The organism is Mesomycoplasma hyorhinis ATCC 17981 (assembly GCF_000383515.1).
In the GTDB taxonomy this organism is placed as follows: Bacteria; Bacillota_I; Bacilli_A; order Mycoplasmatales; family Metamycoplasmataceae; genus Mesomycoplasma; species Mesomycoplasma hyorhinis.
In genome coordinates, this window is the sequence record NZ_KB911488.1 from 1 (window position 1) to 16,535 (window position 16,535).

Sequence of the window (16,535 nt, forward strand, 5' to 3'; positions counted from 1 at the left end):
AAATGAATGTCTCCCATTAAATTTAGGGAAACATTCATTTCAAATTATAATTAATTAAAACACTCAAAAATTTTTTCAAGAAAAGGGTATCACCTCAAAATAGAAGCTGATTTTTTAATTCAAGAATTTGTTTTACTATTTTGCTTCTTTTTTGAAGATTTTTTTAAAGTTTCACCCCAGTTTTTCAACTTTTGAGAAGAATCAAATACAAAATGCGTGAGTAATAGTTCCGATGAGTAAAACCAAGATTCAGAACAAAATTCCTAAACCAATTTGTGCGCCAGTAGATTCTACTAAATTTGTTCTTGCTAAAAAGACAACAAATATTCCACCATGTGGTGCAATAATATTAATTCCTAATAAAGCTGAAGAAATTCCTGTTACTATTCCTGCTATTATATTTGAAGGGAAAAGTACTTTTGGTTTATTAGCTGTATATGGAATTGCTCCTTCTGAAATAAAGGATAATCCAAAAACTATATTAGAATATTTACCTGCATGAATTTGCTCTTTAGTTCATAGTTTTTTATTAACAAACATAGAAAGAGAAATTCCTAATGGAGGTATCATTCCTGATAACATAGCTGCAGCCATTGAAATAGAAGAAGTTCCTCTTTGTGAAACTGTAAATGTTGCAAAAATATAAGCAGCTTTATTTACTGGTCCTCCTAAGTCAAATGCCATCATTGCTCCAATTACAAGTCCTAGTAATCACACTAAGTATGTTTTAGATTCTAAAATGGATAAGAAGATAGTAAGTCCAAAATTAACATAAATTAAAACTATATTTAAAGCTCAAAATAATAAAGCAATTGTAATAGTTGCTAATAAAGGAATTAATAAAATATTTTTAATTCCTTGTAAGTTTTTAGGTAAAGCTTTTAAAATGTAGTTATTAAATACAATAACCATAGCTGCGGCAAAAAAACCACCAAAAATTGCCCCAATAAATCCTGACCCTGTAGTTAAAATTTGATTAGCTGATAAGTTATAATCATTTGCAAGTGATGGAGCTAAAAATCCATATGATGAGGCTAATTGACCACTTGCAATCGCACCAATTACAAATCCAGGCAATAATCCTTGTCTTCCAATAAGTGAAAAACTAATAAATGCTGCTAAAATGGAAACAGCAAGTGACATTCCAATTTTTCCAACACTTAAAATTAAGTTTGAAAATGCATAGTTGCTACCAAAACTTTTTAAAAATGCAGGAGAATTAAGATTTTGCCCATAAGCAGCTCCGATAATTAGATCTAAAATAAAGGCAAAGGCGATTATGATTCCACCAAAAACAATAAATGGTAACATATATGAAATTCCTGACAATAATGAACGATACATTCTTTTGTGGAAATCATAAAATGACATTTGTGCTTCATTTTCTGAAGCATTACCACTACTTGCTGAAGCTGTTTTAAGCATTTTTCCTTTGTGTTCTAATACTTTTTTAATTTGCTCTTCAGCATTGTGAATCGCTTTTTTAGCAGAAACCTCTAAAACATTATCAAGATGAGCAAAACGAGATTTTTCAATTTCTCTATCACTTGCAATGATTAAACCCTTTGCATTTTTTAATTCAAAGTTAGTTAATTTATTTTGTACACCATCGGCACCTTGAGTTTCTACTTTAATACTTACACCCATTTTTTTAGCTGCTTCTTCTAAATTACTCTTGGCTAAGTAAGTATGCGCTATCCCTGTTGGACAAGAAGTAATAGCTACAACATCAAATTTAGAAGTAAATGTTTCTTGTGTTTTTTCTTCATTTTCTGAAGAAAAACGAGAGATTAGTTGTAGAAATTCTTCTTGAGTTTTAATTGCTTCTAATTTTTGTAAAAATTCTTTTTGCATAAACATTTTAGATAGTTGTTGAATAATTTGAATATGCAAATCAGCTTGTTCCTGATCGTTTAAAGCAATAGCAAAAATAAATTTAACTTCTTCTTGTCCTGGAGTATTATTTCAACTAATGGCTTTAGAATTTTTAATAAACATTATTGAATTTTTTACAACATTTTTGTTTCTAATATGAGGCATTGCAATAAAATCACCTAAATAGGTAGATACTTGCTCTTCTCTACTTGAAAATTCAGATTGTGTTTGTGTAAAATCAGCAATAAAATTATTAGATTTAAGTTTTAAGCTAATGAAAGAAATTGCTTCAGTTTTGTTTTTAATTTCTTGATCAATAAAAATTAAATCCTTATTAAAAAATTGTTGAATTTCCATTTTTTCCTTTCTTTTTTATTTAAAAATTATACTTTTTTATTTTGGATAAGAGAAAAAAAAGTTACAAAGTATAAATTAGTAATTTCATTTTATAAATTTAACTAAAAATAAAAATATAGTAAAATTTATTACTATGTACAATCATCTAAAAATAGAACAAAAATGACAAAAATATTGACAACAAAACAAGACTTTTAAAACAACAAATCATCATTTACAAAAATTTTATGTACTTGATATGTTTCCATATCCTTCAGCTTCTGGATTACATATAGGTCATCCACTTGGTTATACTGCAACAGATATCATTGCTAGATTTAAAAGATTAAATAATTTTGATGTGCTTCATCCAATTGGTTGAGATGCTTTTGGTCTTCCTGCTGAGCAATATGCTCTAAGTACAAAAAATCATCCAGCTAAATTCACACAAGAAAATATTCAAAATTTTAAAAAACAGCTCATTTCTTTAGGTTTTTCATATGATTGAGATAAAGAAGTTGATACAACTGATCCTTTATTTTATGAACAAACACAAAAGATTTTTGCTTTATTATACAAACATAATTTAGCTGAAATTAGAGAAGTAGAAGTAAATTGATGTCCAGAGTTAGCAACAGTTTTAGCAAATGAAGAAGTGCTTGTAAATGAAGAAGGGCAACTCGTAAGTGAAAGAGGAGGATTTTTAGTTTATCCTAAAAAAATGAAGCAATGAGTACTTAAAATTACTCAATATGCTGATAGATTATTAGAAGATTTAAAACTTGTGAATTTTCCTTCCTCACTTAAAAGTTTACAAGAGAATTGAATAGGAAAATCTCTTGGTTGAAATGTTAAGTTTAAACTACAAGATAAGCAAAAAGATGTCGATATTTTTACAACAAGATTAGACACTATTTTTGGTGCCACATTTTTAGCAATATCCCCTAATCATTGACTAGCTGAAGAACTTGCTAATCAAAATCCAGCAATTAAAACTTTTATAGAAAATTTTGCAGCTAGAGAAAAACAAAAAAATAATTCCAAAACAGGAATTGCTACAAATCTTTTTGCAATTAATCCTGTTAATAACAAAGAAATTCCTATTTTTATTTGTGATTACGTAATTGCAAATTACCAAACAGGAGCTTTAATGGGAGTTCCTTCACATGATGAAAGAGACAAAGAATTTGCATTATTAAATAACATAGAATTTATTGAAGTTATTAATGAAAAAGAGAGACTAATTAATTCAAAAAAATATAATAATTTAACAATTTTTCAAGCAAGAGCACATATTCATTTTGATTTAAAAAATGAAGGAAAATCAAGCCAAGTTAAAGCTTTTAAAATTAAAGATTGAGTTTTTTCTAGACAAAGATATTGAGGCGAACCATTTCCAATTTATTTTGATGAAGATGGCAAAATTTATTTAGAAGAAAAACTTGTTGAACTACCTTATATGGAAAATATTACTCCTTCAGGTGATGGACAATCTCCTTTAGCTAATAATAAATCTTGAGTTTTCTTTGAAAAAGAAGGAAAAAAATATAGAAGAGAAACTAATACGATGCCACAATGAGCAGGTTCTTCTTGATATTTTTTAGCTTATATTTTAAAAAATGCAGATGGTAGTTATTTAGACATTGAATCCAAAGAAGCATATCAGCGATTTGAAAAATGAATGCCAGTTGATTTATATATTGGAGGGCAAGAACATGCTGTTGGTCATCTAATTTATTCTCGTTTTTGATATAAATTTTTATATGATTTAAAAATCGTACCTACAAAAGAACCTTTTTATAAAGTTGTAAATCAAGGAATGCTTTTAGGAACAGATGGACAAAAAATGTCTAAATCCAAAGGAAACATCATTAATCCAAACGAGGTAGTTAATCAATTTGGTGCTGATTCCTTAAGAATTTATTTAATGTTTATGTCACCTTTAATCGATACTAAAGCTTGAAGTGTTGAAGGTATTCAAGGAATTAAAAAATGAGTAGATAGAATTGTAAGAATTATGCAAAAATCCTTCATTTATGAAGAAAATTACTCAAATGCTGAATTTGAATCTATCTATCATCAAAGTATAAAAGAAATTGGTGAAAATATTGAAGCTTTAAAATACAATATTGCAATTTCTAAAATGATGGTTTACATTAATCACCTTTATAAACAAGAAATTTTAAGTTCTAAAAAATATCTAGTAGATTTTCTAATTATGTTTTCAACTTTTGCTCCACACATTGCAGAAGAATTACTAGAACAATTAGAACAAAAACCAATTCATTTACAACAATGACCAACATTTGATCAATCTAAAATTTTAAGCAATATTGTTAACATTGCTGTGCAAGTTAATGGAAAATTAAGAGCTATTATTCAAAAAAATGATGAAGATTCAAAAGAAGATATTTTAAACAAAGCAAAAAGTAATGAAAATGTTTTAAAATACATCCAAAATAAAGACATTGTTAAAGAAATCTATATCAAAGATAAAATTGTTACTTTGGTTGTAAAATAGTAAAATAAATATAAAATTACTATAAAAACTAAGGAAAAAGATGAAAGTTTCGAAAACTTGATTATTTGTATTTTTAACTGTTTTTTCAATATTAATTATTTGACTTATTTTATTAGTTTATTATAAATCTGATATATCAAACTCTGCTTTTTTTACAATATTGATGTTTTTAATCTTGATTTTAATAGCAATTTTCTTCTTTGTTACTTTTCATTTTTATAAAAGATCAATCAATGTAAACAATTTTTTCTACAAGCATTTTGAAAATGTTTTATCCGAAAATGGTTTAGGAGTTGTTGTTTTTTCAACAGATGGAAAAATAGTTTGAGCTTCTGAATTTATTTACAATTTATACCAAAAAGCGCTAATTGGAAAATCAGTTGATACTTTATTTGAAAGCGAAAATTACAGGAATTTCTTCCTTTTACCTTCAAAATTCGATTTTTCTATTGGTGAGAATCATCTTAGTGTACAAATTAATACTTCTAATCGTTGATTGTCAATTCAAGATACAACTTTATTAGATTCTATTACTTCGAAATATGCTGATGATTCATGAGTTATAGGTGAAATTGAATTTGATAATTTTCAAGTTTTTTCTTCTATTTTGAACGAAGATGAAATGTTTTCAATTCAAAACAAAATTAATGTTTTCTTTGAAAATTTATTAGTTGAATATGATTTTACTTATCGACAATATATCAATGGAAAATTTTTAATTGTTCTTAATTATGCAACTTTTTTAGAATGACAACAATATAACTTTGATATTTTCCAAAAACATTTAGTAGAAAAAACAAAAATTGAATCAAATGCTAATTTAAATATCACTATTTCTACTGGTTTTGCTTTTGGAATCAAGGATTTTAAGATCTTAAATAAGTTAGCAAAAGATGCTCTAAATTTTTCTAAAACTCGTGGTGGAAATCAAACCACAATTATAAAATATGGATTTAAACCATTTTCTTATGGAAGAAATAGTCAAATTAGTGTTACTACTTCAAGAACAAATTTAAATTATGTTTCCAAAAAACTACTTAAAAAACTAGCTTCAGAAGATATTCAAAAAATTATTTTATACGGTCACATTAATGCTGATCTTGATGCTTTAGGTTCTGCTTATGCTTTAGGTTGATTTTTAGTTGAATATGCAAAAAGAGAATTCAAACTTTATAACAAAAAATTTTATCTTCAAAATGATAGCTTTGATGCTACTGCAAGAAGGTTTTTGAACTTACAAAAAGATAAAATTGATCGAAAAGTTTTTATTAAACCAAAAAAAGCAACATTACTAAACAACGCAAACACTTTAGTTATTTTATTAGATACAGCAGAAAAAGCGCGAATTGAAAATCCAGATGCTTTTAAGTATATTAATAAAGATAATATTTTCATTTTTGATCATCATGGAGTAACTTCTGGAAAACCTGATTTTTTAACTTATGGAAATGATTATATTGACACACTAGCTTCTTCAACTTGTGAGATTATAACTGAATTCATTGCTCTTAATTCTTATGATGATAAAATTGTTTCACCATTGGTTGCACAAATGCTTTTAAATGGAATTTATATGGATACAGTGCAATTTAAGAAATCATCTTCTTCAAAAACCTTTAATGCAGCAAGTATTTTATCAAGTTGAGGAGCGTCTGTTGAAGAAGCTATTAATATTTTAAAAATTTCTGAGGAAGATTTTACTATAATTAACGAGGTAATTAAAAGTTTAGAAGAAGTAAAACCTGGATATTTTTTAGCAGCTATTGATAAAGCAATTGAATCAGATTTAATTTCAATAGCAACGGATTATTTATTAAATATTTATAAAAGACAAGCAGTTTTTGTAATCGCTAAATTACCAAATTCAAATGTTTACAAAATGTCAGCTCGTTCATTACCAAATACAAATGTGCAACACATTGCAGAGTTAGTAGGGGGTGGTGGTCATTTTTCCGCAGCAGCAGCTCAATCAACCACTGAGACATTTTTAGAATTTAAAGACAACGTTATTAACGCAATTACAGGGAGAAAATAATGAAAGTAATACTTATAAAAGATTCAAAAGATGGTAAAGCAAACACAGTAATTGAAGTAAGTCCTGGATATGCTTCAAATTATCTATTTAAAAATAAAATTGCTGTTCCTTATGTTGAACAAAATATAAAAGAATTAGATCATAGAAAACAAGAAATTATCAAGCAAAAAGAAGAAAAACATCAAAAAGATTTACAACTAAAAGAACAAATTCAAGCACTTATTTTAGAATTTAAATTAAAGTTCACAAATGATCATCCACATGGTTCAATTTCAACAAAACAAGTTTTTAAAGCTCTTGAAGAAAAAGGTCTTCATCTTGAAAAACACACAGTTGAAAAAGTGCACATTACTTCTTTAGGACTTAGCATTTTAAAAGTGAAACTTTCACACGAAGTAAGTGCTAACTTAAGGATAAAGGTTCTAAAAGATGAATAAATATGATAGGTTGTACGAAACCGATTTAGAAGAAAAAATAATATCGTATATTTTATATTATCCCAATGAATGAATTAATATAGTTAATTATTTATCTATAGAAGATTTTACTAGTGCAAAATTACGTATTATCTTTAATGCTTTATCAGATTTAATGGAAAGCACAAAAACCTTTGATATTAATTTACTAATCAACGAATTATCAAGAACAAACAAGCTTCAACAAGCAGGTGGTGAGCAATATATTTTGAGTCTTTCACTAGATGAATATGTAGTTGAAGCTGAAATTATTGAATATATCAAAAAAATTTCTGAAGCAACGAAATTAAGAAAAATTCTTGAAATTTTTGAACAATCTAAAAAAGAAATTTCACAAGGAAAAAAATTAAGTGATGACATAATTGATGAATTTCAAGAAAAAATGAATCAAATTATTTCGATCAATGCTAAACAAGATTTTGACAGCATTGCACAAGTTGCACAAGATCTACTTACAATGTTGCGTAATCAGCAATATAGCTATGATATTAAAGGAATAACCACTGGATTTGATAAGTTAAATCACATGACTTCAGGTTTACAAAAAGGAGATTTAATTATTTTAGCAGCTCGTCCTTCTATGGGAAAGACTGCTTTTGCTTTAAATCTTGCTAAAAATGCATGTGATGCGAAAAAAAATGTAGTCTTTTTTTCTTTGGAAATGTCTTCACAACAACTTGTTGCACGTTTGTTGTCACTTGAAACTATGATAGATGCTTCAATTTTTAAAAAACCAGGCGCACTTACAAAAGATCACTGAATTAGAATCAAAGCTTCAATTGATAATAAAATTAATAAATACAATCTTTTAATTGAGGATTCAGGAACAATTAAATTAAATGAAATGATTTGAAAATTGCAAAGACTAAAAAGAAAAAAAGAACAAATCGATTTAATAATCATAGATTATTTACAACTAATTAATTCTAGTTCAAAAACAAGAAATGAAAATCGACAAGTTGAAGTTTCAATTATTTCAAGAAAATTAAAACAATTAGCACGTGAATTAGACACACCGATTATTGCACTATCACAACTTTCAAGAGAAGTAGAAAAAAGGGAAAAGAAAACTCCACAACTTTCAGATTTAAGAGAATCTGGTTCTATCGAGCAAGATGCTGATATTGTGATGTTTTTGCATCGTGAAAGTTATTATGCTAGCAAAAAAACAAATGATAATATTCAAGATTCACAACTAATTATTGCAAAACATAGAAACGGACCAATTGGAGAAATTTCAATGTCCTTTGATCTTGCAACAGGTAATTTTTTTGAAAAATCTAATTCCTTACAAAGCTTTGAAAACAAGGATGATTATGGAGAGTAGTTTCATAATTGTTTTATTTATTCTTACACTCTTTTTAGTTGTTTTTTCAGCTTTATTTTCTGCTTCAGAAACAGCGTATGCAAGTGTTTCTAAAGTAAAACTAGAAGAAAATTTAAAAGCAGAATCTATTGCTAAAAAATCAATTTTGCACAAGTTCTATAATTTTTCACAAACTTTTACAGTTATTTTAATTTGTAACAATATAGTCAATATCGGATTATCCATTGTTTTATCCACACTTTTAGGTGCTTTTATTATTAATGAATCATTGAGATTGATTGTTTCAATTTTGATTACTACTCCAATTATTGTTTTATTAGGTGAGTTATTTCCTAAATTAATTGCTAGAAAATTTCCGATTAAGTTTTTGAAAAATACTTGACTTTTAATAGCTATTTTTTATTATTTCTTTTATCCAATTGCCCTTGTTTTAGCCAAAATTTTCAAAGAAAATTCAGTAACTAATACAGAAATTGAACTAAAAAAAATTATTGAACAAGGAACCTATGAAGGTGTACTTGAAAAAGAAGAATCTAATTTAGCAATTAAAGCTTTGGATTTTGATTCTATTAAAACAATTAACTGTTTTACACGGATAAAAGATGTTGTTTTTGTTGAATATGATATGAGTTTAGAACAAATTTTAGATATATTTAAAGAGTCAAGGTTTTCAAGGATTCCAGTTAGAAAAAAAGGAAAATTTATAGGAATTTTATTAATTAAGGATCTTTTCTTTTTAAAGGAATTTCAAATAGATGATTACATTATTGATGTACCATTTTTATGTGCAAATGATCTTTTAAAAACTAATTATGAAAAACTCAAAAAAACTAAATCACAATTTGGTTTTATAACTAACAACAAAAACAAAAATTCACAAAATATAATAGGAATTATTACACTTGAAGATATTTTAGAGACACTTGTTGGTCCAATTTATGATGAATATGATTATCGAGATCAGCTAGAATATTATCAAATTTTTGAAGATTCAATTATTGTAAATAATGATACTAAAGTAGCTACAGTAAATGAACAATTAAATATCAATCTTGAATCATCTTTTAATACAATCGAAGCTTGATTAGAACATCATAGCAAACAAAAGTTAATTAATAATTTAAAATTTACATATGAAGATCCACAAGAAAATTTTCAAGTTACTTTCAAGGTTTTAAACAAATCACACAATGTTAGTGAAATTCAAATCACAAAGAAAAATGAAGGCTAATTATGGATAATAATACAGGATTTATTGTAGGTAGTGTTATTGTTTTATTATCTTGATTAGTAGTTTTAGTTCTTTGATTATTCTTTCACTTTCGAGCTTTATATACCAAAATCTTAAAGCAAAATAAAGGAAAAGAATATGAAAAGCAAGTAAATGATAAATTACTTCAATGAGCTATTGATAATCAAAGTTTTTTTATTAATTCTTCTATTTTAAAACAAGGAGATTTATTATTTGAAGTTGATAGTATTTTAATAACTCGGAAAGCAGTAATTGTAGTAGAAATAAAATCTTTAAATGGTTTTATTAAAGGTGATTTTTACTCTAATTATTGAACTAAAACTAGTTTTAATCACCAACATAAAATTTATAGTCCAATTGTGCAAAATAAAATGCATATTATCAAGCTACAAAAATTTTTAAATATGCCTGTTCCTTTCTTTTCTTTGGTTATTTTTTCTTCAAAAACAAAGTCTTTAGAAATTAGTAATTATTTTGATTATCAAAATGATACTTTAATAATTTTTGAACCTGATTTAAGATTTAAATTAGATTTACTAATGCAACAATTAATTAACAATTACATTGGTTATGAAGATCAAAAGAGAATTTTCCAATTAATTGAACATTTTATTGATAATTCAAGAGCTAATGTAAAAAAATTAAAGAAAGCTATCAAAGATGAATTCTAAGCTAGTTTATTTGTATAATGGTGTTGAATATGAAGTGATAATTGAAAAAAAGAATTACAAAAATTTAAAATTCACAGTTCGTTTAGATCATGGCAAATTAAGAGTGTTGACCAATTGTTCTTTAGAAAAAATCAAACAAAATCTAGAATTGTTAAAGCCAAAAATTGATGAATTATTATTAAATTCCAACAATCTTGTTCCAATTAATCTAGAACAAAAATACTTCTATTTTCTAGGTCAAAAATATAATTTTAACTTAATCAAAACTAACAATGAGTATTTTTTATATGCACAAAATTTAGTATTTAAATTAAAATCAATTAATAAAAATACTATAAAATTACAAATTATTGACAACATCAATAAAAAGCTTTTAAAGTACATAAAAACAAGAATTTTGTATTGAAGCAAAATTATGCACACACCTGATTTTGAGGTATTTATTCGAAATAAAACAAGTGCTTGAGCAACCAATCATATAAGCAAACGAAAAATTTATTTTTCCAAAAAACTTTTTCCCTTTAGTAAAAACTCCTTGGATTATGTTATTATTCATGAATTAGCACATTTTTATTTTAATAATCACAGTGATAAATTTTGAAACTTAGTAGCTCAATACAAACCTGATTATTTAGAAATTAGAAAAAAAATAAATAGAAATCAATATGACTAAAAAAGAAAATATTTACGTTTGTGGTCCAACTGTTTATGATTATATTCATATTGGCAATTTAAGACCCATTTTAACCATTGACATTTTAAACAGAGTAAAAAAATATTTCAAATATGAGTTGTTTTTTCTTCATAATATAACAAATATTGATGATAAAATCATCAAAAAAGCTATTTTAGAAAATAAAACAGAAGCAGAAATTTCTGAGTTCTATTACAAAGACTATATGAAGAAATTAAAGCTTTTTAATATTCAAAAACCAACAAAAATAGTTAAAGTTACAAATGAGCTAAATACTATCAAAAATTATATTTATTTGCTTCAAAAACAAGGATTTACTTATCAAGAAAATGATGATTTATACTTTAATACTTCAAAAGTTAAAAATTATGGTCACATTTCAGGTCAAAAAATAAATTCACTTGTTTCATCAAGCAAAACACAATACAAATCCAACGCCAATGACTTTGTTTTATGAAAAAAAACAACTCTAGGAATCAAGTATTATTCTTTGCTAGGTTTGGGACGTCCAGGATGACACACTGAATGTTCTGCTTTAATTTTTAAATATTTTAATAAACAAACAATAGATATTCACTCAGGCGGCATTGACTTGATTTTTCCACATCATGAAAATGAAAATGCACAACATTTTGCACTAACTAAGAAAAATATAACAAAAAAATGAGTTCATGTTGGCCAAATCAAAATCAATAATGAAAAAATGTCTAAGTCACTAAATAACGTTTTTTTAGTTGATAATTTTGTTGAAAAATATCATCCAGATGTTTATAGACATATTTTGCTAACTAGTTCTATTTCTGGACCAATTGATTTAACAAATGAACTTTTAGAAGCTAATAAAAACAAAATAATTCAATATAAAAAAGCTTTTTTTGAACACTTAATTAATCCAAGAAAATCTTTAAAAAAAGTATACAATCCAATATTAAAATTATTTTTACAATCAAAATTTGCACAAGCAAATAAAGAACTTAATTTACTTTTAAAAAACAAGGATTATGCTAATTTATCCTTCATTTTCAACGTTCTTGGCTTTATTTTTGCAACAAAAAAACTAAATAAAACTGATTTTGCTTTGTTAGAGAAATGAAAAAAATTAAAATCAGAAAAAAATTATCAAAAAGCTGACAAAATTAGAGAAAAATTATGAAATAAGTTTATTTTTTCATAATTTTTTCCTTTTTAGACACTAAAGGAATTAAATCATGGTTAAATACATTTGCGGTAAGAATTCTTTGTTAGACGCGATAAAAAATAACGTTCCGATTAAAAAAATTTATCTAACAAAAATAGTGCCAAATTTAAATTTAAACACTTATCAAGTGCACATAGTAGAAAAGAGTTTTTTAGATAAATTAGCTAAAGGAATTAATCATCAAGGTTTTGTAGCTGAAATTGAAAACGTTAAATATTTTCCAATCGAGTCGATTTTTAAAGATAATCCCAAAAGGATTTTGGTCTTAGATCATATTCAAGACAATCATAATTTAGGGGCAATTATTCGTAGCGCAAATGCAGCTGGAATTAAACATATTATTTTACCAAAAGATAATTGTGCCAAAATTAATGATAGTGTAATTAGAATATCATCAGGTGGATTTGTTGGGATAAAATTTATACTAGTTAATTCTTTATTAGCCACATTTGAAAAACTAAAAAAACATAATTTCTGAATTTATGCTTCAGCTCTTTCAAAAACTGCAAAACCTTTAGACCAAATTGTTTTTAATCAACCAAGCGCTATTGTTTTGGGCTCAGAAGCTAAAGGAATTTCAAAATCTTTATTAAATCAATCTGATGAAATTTTTTATATTCCAATGCAAGGAACTGTTCAATCTTTAAATGTTTCAGTTGCAGCAGGAATTATCCTTTTTAAAAATTAGGAGGTAAAAATAAAGTTTTTTTGAAATCAAAATATCACAATAAATTAATTTGAAAAACATATAATCAATACAAACACATTTTTGTAGCTAGTGCAAAAAGCGTAATTAAAATTTATAATAATATCCCATTAAACTGAGAAGATTTAGTAAATTATAGTCTTTTTAATTTAGTTGACATTGTCAATTCTTACGATAAAAATCAACAACACTCGTTTGAAAAATATCTCTTTTACAAAGTTAAATATTTAATGATTAATTATTCAAAAAAATATGTTTCAAAATCTCATCAAGTTTTAAATTTAGCTTTAAATTATGAAGAATATGAGTTTGAATTTGAAGATCCTAATTCAGATATTTATGAGCAAAGTGTTTATTCACACAATGAACCAAAACAGTGATTGCAAAAAACATTTGATATTACAAATGATTTAGAGCTAGAAATTTTAGTTCATTATTTCTTCAGTGGCTTTAAAACTAAGCAAATTTCTTCTAAAACAAATGTTAGTCCACAAAAAATAAATATTATTTTAAAAGAATTTAAAAAGAAAATTGATACTTATATATTATAATTTTATAACTTAAATTTTTTTGTTATAATGCATAAATGCCAAAATCAAAAATTTCATTAAGTTGTATAGAATGTAAAAGTAAAAACTACACAATTAATAAGTCTTCTCAAGAAAGACTGGTTTTGAAAAAGTTTTGCAAAAAATGTAACTCAAGTACAACACATAAAGAAGAAAAATAAATAGTTAGAAAGTTTTGTCAATGTTTAAATTTAAAAACAAGAAAAAGAAACCAAAAAAGTATTGAATTAGACACTTTTTTAAAGAACTAAAAAGAGTTAAATGACCAACAGGCTCATATTTAGCTAAAAATTATTTTAAAGTGTTAATTTTTATTTTAGTTGCAACTATTGTATTTTTCATTATATTAACAATAGCAACCGTGCTTTGAAATAGAACAGGAGTAGGTCTATAAAGAGAGAAATGATGACAGATTTTAAATGATATATGATTTCAACAATTTCAAATAAAGAAGATACAGCTATTGATCTTTTAAAAAACAGAATCAAATCTGAAGGTTTAGAACAGTACTTTAAAGAAATTAAAAAATTTGAAATTACAACTATTAGTGATAAAGAATATGAAAAAAAATTAAAAGGTGAAAAATACGTAGAAAAAAAAGAAAACCTATACAAAGGTTATATTTTTATTAATATGCAAATGAATGATGCAGTTTGATTTATTGTAAGAAATACTCAATATATCACAGGGCTAATTGGTTCTTCAGGAAAAGGAACAAAACCAACACCAGTTTCTGAAAAACAAATAAGAAAAATGGAAGAAAAACAAAGAGAAAAACTTGTTGAATATGCAAAGTTCGGGATTATTAATTCTCCATTTAAAGTAGGAACAGTTGTTGAAATTATTCAAGGTCCATTTATAGGTGAGATTGGTAAAATCTCTTCAGTTGACTTAGTTAATGCTTCTTCTGCTGTTCAACTTGAAGTATTAGGAAGAAAAACTGAAACTTTAATTGAAAATAAAAATCTAAAAATCATTTCTGATAAAGTTAATTCAAATTAATAATAATGTTTTAAAAAATAGCAAATTTTTGCTATTTTTTGTTTTAATTTTTTAAAAGCTATGATGAAAAAGAAAATAATCAAACACAATTAAGTAATTTTAAAAATAACAAATCAAAACGTTTGCAAATATTAAAAGATTTATCTTCTTATGTTTTAAAATTTTCCAAACAACCATTAACTCAACAACAAATCAATTTTTTAATTAATAAATATAAAGTTTCTAAAACACTCATTATCTTTTTATTTAATAAAGTTAAAAAATTAGACATTGAACAACTAAGAAAAAATTCTCAAATTATTGTTAAAAAAGTAGTAAATACAATAAAACCTTTGCTAGAAAAATATTATTTAAGTTTTTGTAAATGAGAAGAAAATCAAGACAAAACTCAAGCAAATTGAGTAAATAATTTAGCTTTAAAAAAACTTGATAATTTAGACAATTTTAGATATTACAAGAAAAAATGCTATAAAAATGAAGAACTTTTAATTGAAGTTGAATATTTAATCCATCAAGATTCTGGATTTTGAAACATAGAAAAATCATATAAATTAGTAAATGATTTTTAAACAATTTTAAAAGTAAAAAAATAGAATTTTATACTTTTGATACAGAAAATTCACAAATTATTTACAAAAGTATTTACAAACAACAAAAACTGTTACAAGTTATAAAATACAAAGTCAGTTTAAACTACTTTAAAGTACAAAGAGATTTGTAATTTAAAAAATTTCATAATTTCAGTATTTTTAGCTATATTCATTTATGATTTAACAAAGGAAATTATGATACTAAAAAATGCATTGATAACTACAAAAGACAAACAATTTTTAGGTTAAATAAGATTAAATCTAGATGGAAAAATTGAACAAATAGGACAAGGAACCACACAAGAAGAAGGAATTGACTGTAAGCAAAACGTTTTGCTTACAGCTTTTATTGATTCACATACACATGGTGGATATGGACTTTCTTTTAACAAAATTGCTGAAACTGATTTTATAAAAAAGTTCTTGAAATACAAACATAATTTGGATAAAAAAAGAAGGTATTGCTGCTGTTTGTGCAACAATAGTAACTGATTCTTGAAGCAAAATTAAATTATTTAGTGAAAAATTCAATTTAATCCATAATAATTTTGAAAACTTTATACTTAGTTGATATCTTGAAGGTCCTTTTATTTCTAAAGAAAAAAAGGTGCACATATAAAAGATTTAATTATTTCAGTTAAAAAATAACATCTAGAATATTTAAAAAATTACTTAAATTTTAGAGCCACAATTGCTATTGCGCCTGAAAATAATTCACAATCTATTTTAAAAAAATATAAAGTTGTTTTTGATTTTGCAATTGGACATTCAAATTGTTATAACTTTTCACAAAAACATAATTTAGAAACTTTTAAAAGATTTACACATTTTTACAATGCTTGTTCGATGTTTAATTAAAGGCAAGAATCATTAGTAAATTTAATTTTAGAAACAAAATTAAGTAAAAACTTTTTAGTAGAGCTAATCGCAGATGGTTTGCATATTAAAAATTCAACTTTAATTTTTACCTTAGATGGATTAAATATTGATAATGTTTGCATAGTTTCTGATTTATTGCCAGAAAAAGGTTTAAAAAATGGAATTTATGATCTTGGACCTTTAAAAGTTGATAAAAAATCAGATTTGTTCTATGTTCATAATTCTTCCACAATTGCAGATTCAGGAAAATAGTTTAATAAAGTTCTAAAAAATTTAAAACACAACACTAATATTAGTTGATTAGATTTAGTAAAAGTATCATCACACAATGTTGCTAAATCACTAAATTTAACACATTTATATGGTGATATCCAGGTAGATCAATTAGCTAATATTGCTTTAAT

16 protein-coding genes are annotated in these 16,535 nt (G+C 25.1%); 15 read left to right on the forward strand and 1 reads right to left on the reverse strand.

Going from position 1 to position 16,535, the window contains the following annotated elements:
- Positions 1 to 135 precede the first annotated feature (135 nt).
- Complete coding sequence (locus tag F801_RS0101310; protein ID WP_014335547.1) at positions 136 to 2,232, reverse strand: PTS fructose transporter subunit IIABC; 2,097 nt, start codon at positions 2,230 to 2,232, stop codon at positions 136 to 138.
- Between the two features lie 133 nt (positions 2,233 to 2,365).
- On the opposite strand from F801_RS0101310, the gene leuS reads away from it, so the two are divergent.
- The 15 genes from leuS to F801_RS0101385 all read left to right on the forward strand — a co-directional run bounded on the left by leuS (position 2,366) and on the right by F801_RS0101385 (position 16,383).
- Positions 2,366 to 4,732, forward strand: a complete 2,367-nt coding sequence (gene leuS / locus F801_RS0101315; RefSeq protein WP_014335546.1) for a leucine--tRNA ligase — start codon at positions 2,366 to 2,368, stop codon at positions 4,730 to 4,732.
- A gap of 40 nt (positions 4,733 to 4,772) precedes the next feature.
- The gene (locus F801_RS0101320; RefSeq protein WP_014335545.1) at positions 4,773 to 6,767 is read left to right on the forward strand and encodes a GGDEF domain-containing protein; all 1,995 of its coding nucleotides are present in this window, start codon (positions 4,773 to 4,775) and stop codon (positions 6,765 to 6,767) included.
- Positions 6,767 to 7,204 carry a 50S ribosomal protein L9 gene (rplI, locus tag F801_RS0101325; protein WP_013302066.1) on the forward strand — a complete coding sequence of 146 codons (438 nt, stop codon included), beginning with the start codon at positions 6,767 to 6,769 and terminating at the stop codon, positions 7,202 to 7,204. The genes F801_RS0101320 and rplI overlap by 1 nt, the downstream gene beginning before the upstream one ends.
- Entirely contained in the window at positions 7,197 to 8,570 is a 1,374-nt protein-coding gene (gene dnaB / locus F801_RS0101330) for a replicative DNA helicase (protein WP_013302067.1), read from the forward strand. The genes rplI and dnaB overlap by 8 nt, the downstream gene beginning before the upstream one ends.
- Positions 8,560 to 9,801: a CNNM domain-containing protein gene (locus F801_RS0101335; protein WP_014582557.1), complete on the forward strand. Its 1,242-nt coding sequence runs from the start codon at positions 8,560 to 8,562 to the stop codon at positions 9,799 to 9,801. The genes dnaB and F801_RS0101335 overlap by 11 nt, the downstream gene beginning before the upstream one ends.
- Before the next feature lie 2 nt (positions 9,802 to 9,803).
- Positions 9,804 to 10,493 carry a nuclease-related domain-containing protein gene (locus tag F801_RS0101340; protein ID WP_013302069.1) on the forward strand — a complete coding sequence of 230 codons (690 nt, stop codon included), beginning with the start codon at positions 9,804 to 9,806 and terminating at the stop codon, positions 10,491 to 10,493.
- Positions 10,483 to 11,166 (forward strand): YgjP-like metallopeptidase domain-containing protein, encoded by a 684-nt coding sequence (locus tag F801_RS0101345; RefSeq protein WP_013302070.1) that lies wholly within the window; start codon positions 10,483 to 10,485, stop codon positions 11,164 to 11,166. The genes F801_RS0101340 and F801_RS0101345 overlap by 11 nt, the downstream gene beginning before the upstream one ends.
- Positions 11,159 to 12,361, forward strand: a complete 1,203-nt coding sequence (locus tag F801_RS0101350; RefSeq protein WP_013302071.1) for a class I tRNA ligase family protein — start codon at positions 11,159 to 11,161, stop codon at positions 12,359 to 12,361. Before F801_RS0101345 ends, F801_RS0101350 begins: the two co-directional genes overlap by 8 nt.
- A gap of 34 nt (positions 12,362 to 12,395) precedes the next feature.
- Positions 12,396 to 13,073 carry a 23S rRNA (guanosine(2251)-2'-O)-methyltransferase RlmB gene (gene rlmB, locus F801_RS0101355; protein ID WP_014335542.1) on the forward strand — a complete coding sequence of 226 codons (678 nt, stop codon included), beginning with the start codon at positions 12,396 to 12,398 and terminating at the stop codon, positions 13,071 to 13,073.
- A gap of 20 nt (positions 13,074 to 13,093) precedes the next feature.
- Positions 13,094 to 13,642 carry a sigma-70 family RNA polymerase sigma factor gene (locus tag F801_RS0101360; RefSeq protein ID WP_013302073.1) on the forward strand — a complete coding sequence of 183 codons (549 nt, stop codon included), beginning with the start codon at positions 13,094 to 13,096 and terminating at the stop codon, positions 13,640 to 13,642.
- A 35-nt stretch (positions 13,643 to 13,677) separates the two neighbouring features.
- Positions 13,678 to 13,821, forward strand: a complete 144-nt coding sequence (gene rpmG / locus F801_RS04220) for a 50S ribosomal protein L33 (RefSeq protein WP_013302495.1) — start codon at positions 13,678 to 13,680, stop codon at positions 13,819 to 13,821.
- A gap of 20 nt (positions 13,822 to 13,841) precedes the next feature.
- A complete protein-coding gene (locus F801_RS0101370) occupies positions 13,842 to 14,054 on the forward strand; it encodes a preprotein translocase subunit SecE (protein WP_014335541.1) in 213 nt (70 codons plus the stop codon).
- 11 nt (positions 14,055 to 14,065) lie between these two features.
- The gene (nusG, locus tag F801_RS0101375; RefSeq protein ID WP_020104530.1) at positions 14,066 to 14,662 is read left to right on the forward strand and encodes a transcription termination/antitermination protein NusG; all 597 of its coding nucleotides are present in this window, start codon (positions 14,066 to 14,068) and stop codon (positions 14,660 to 14,662) included.
- Between the two features lie 122 nt (positions 14,663 to 14,784).
- The gene (locus F801_RS0101380) at positions 14,785 to 15,231 is read left to right on the forward strand and encodes a hypothetical protein (protein ID WP_014335540.1); all 447 of its coding nucleotides are present in this window, start codon (positions 14,785 to 14,787) and stop codon (positions 15,229 to 15,231) included.
- Between the two features lie 957 nt (positions 15,232 to 16,188).
- On the forward strand, positions 16,189 to 16,383 hold the full coding sequence (locus F801_RS0101385) for an N-acetylglucosamine-6-phosphate deacetylase (protein WP_015084103.1): 195 nt from the start codon (positions 16,189 to 16,191) through the stop codon (positions 16,381 to 16,383).
- Positions 16,384 to 16,535: the final 152 nt, after the last annotated feature.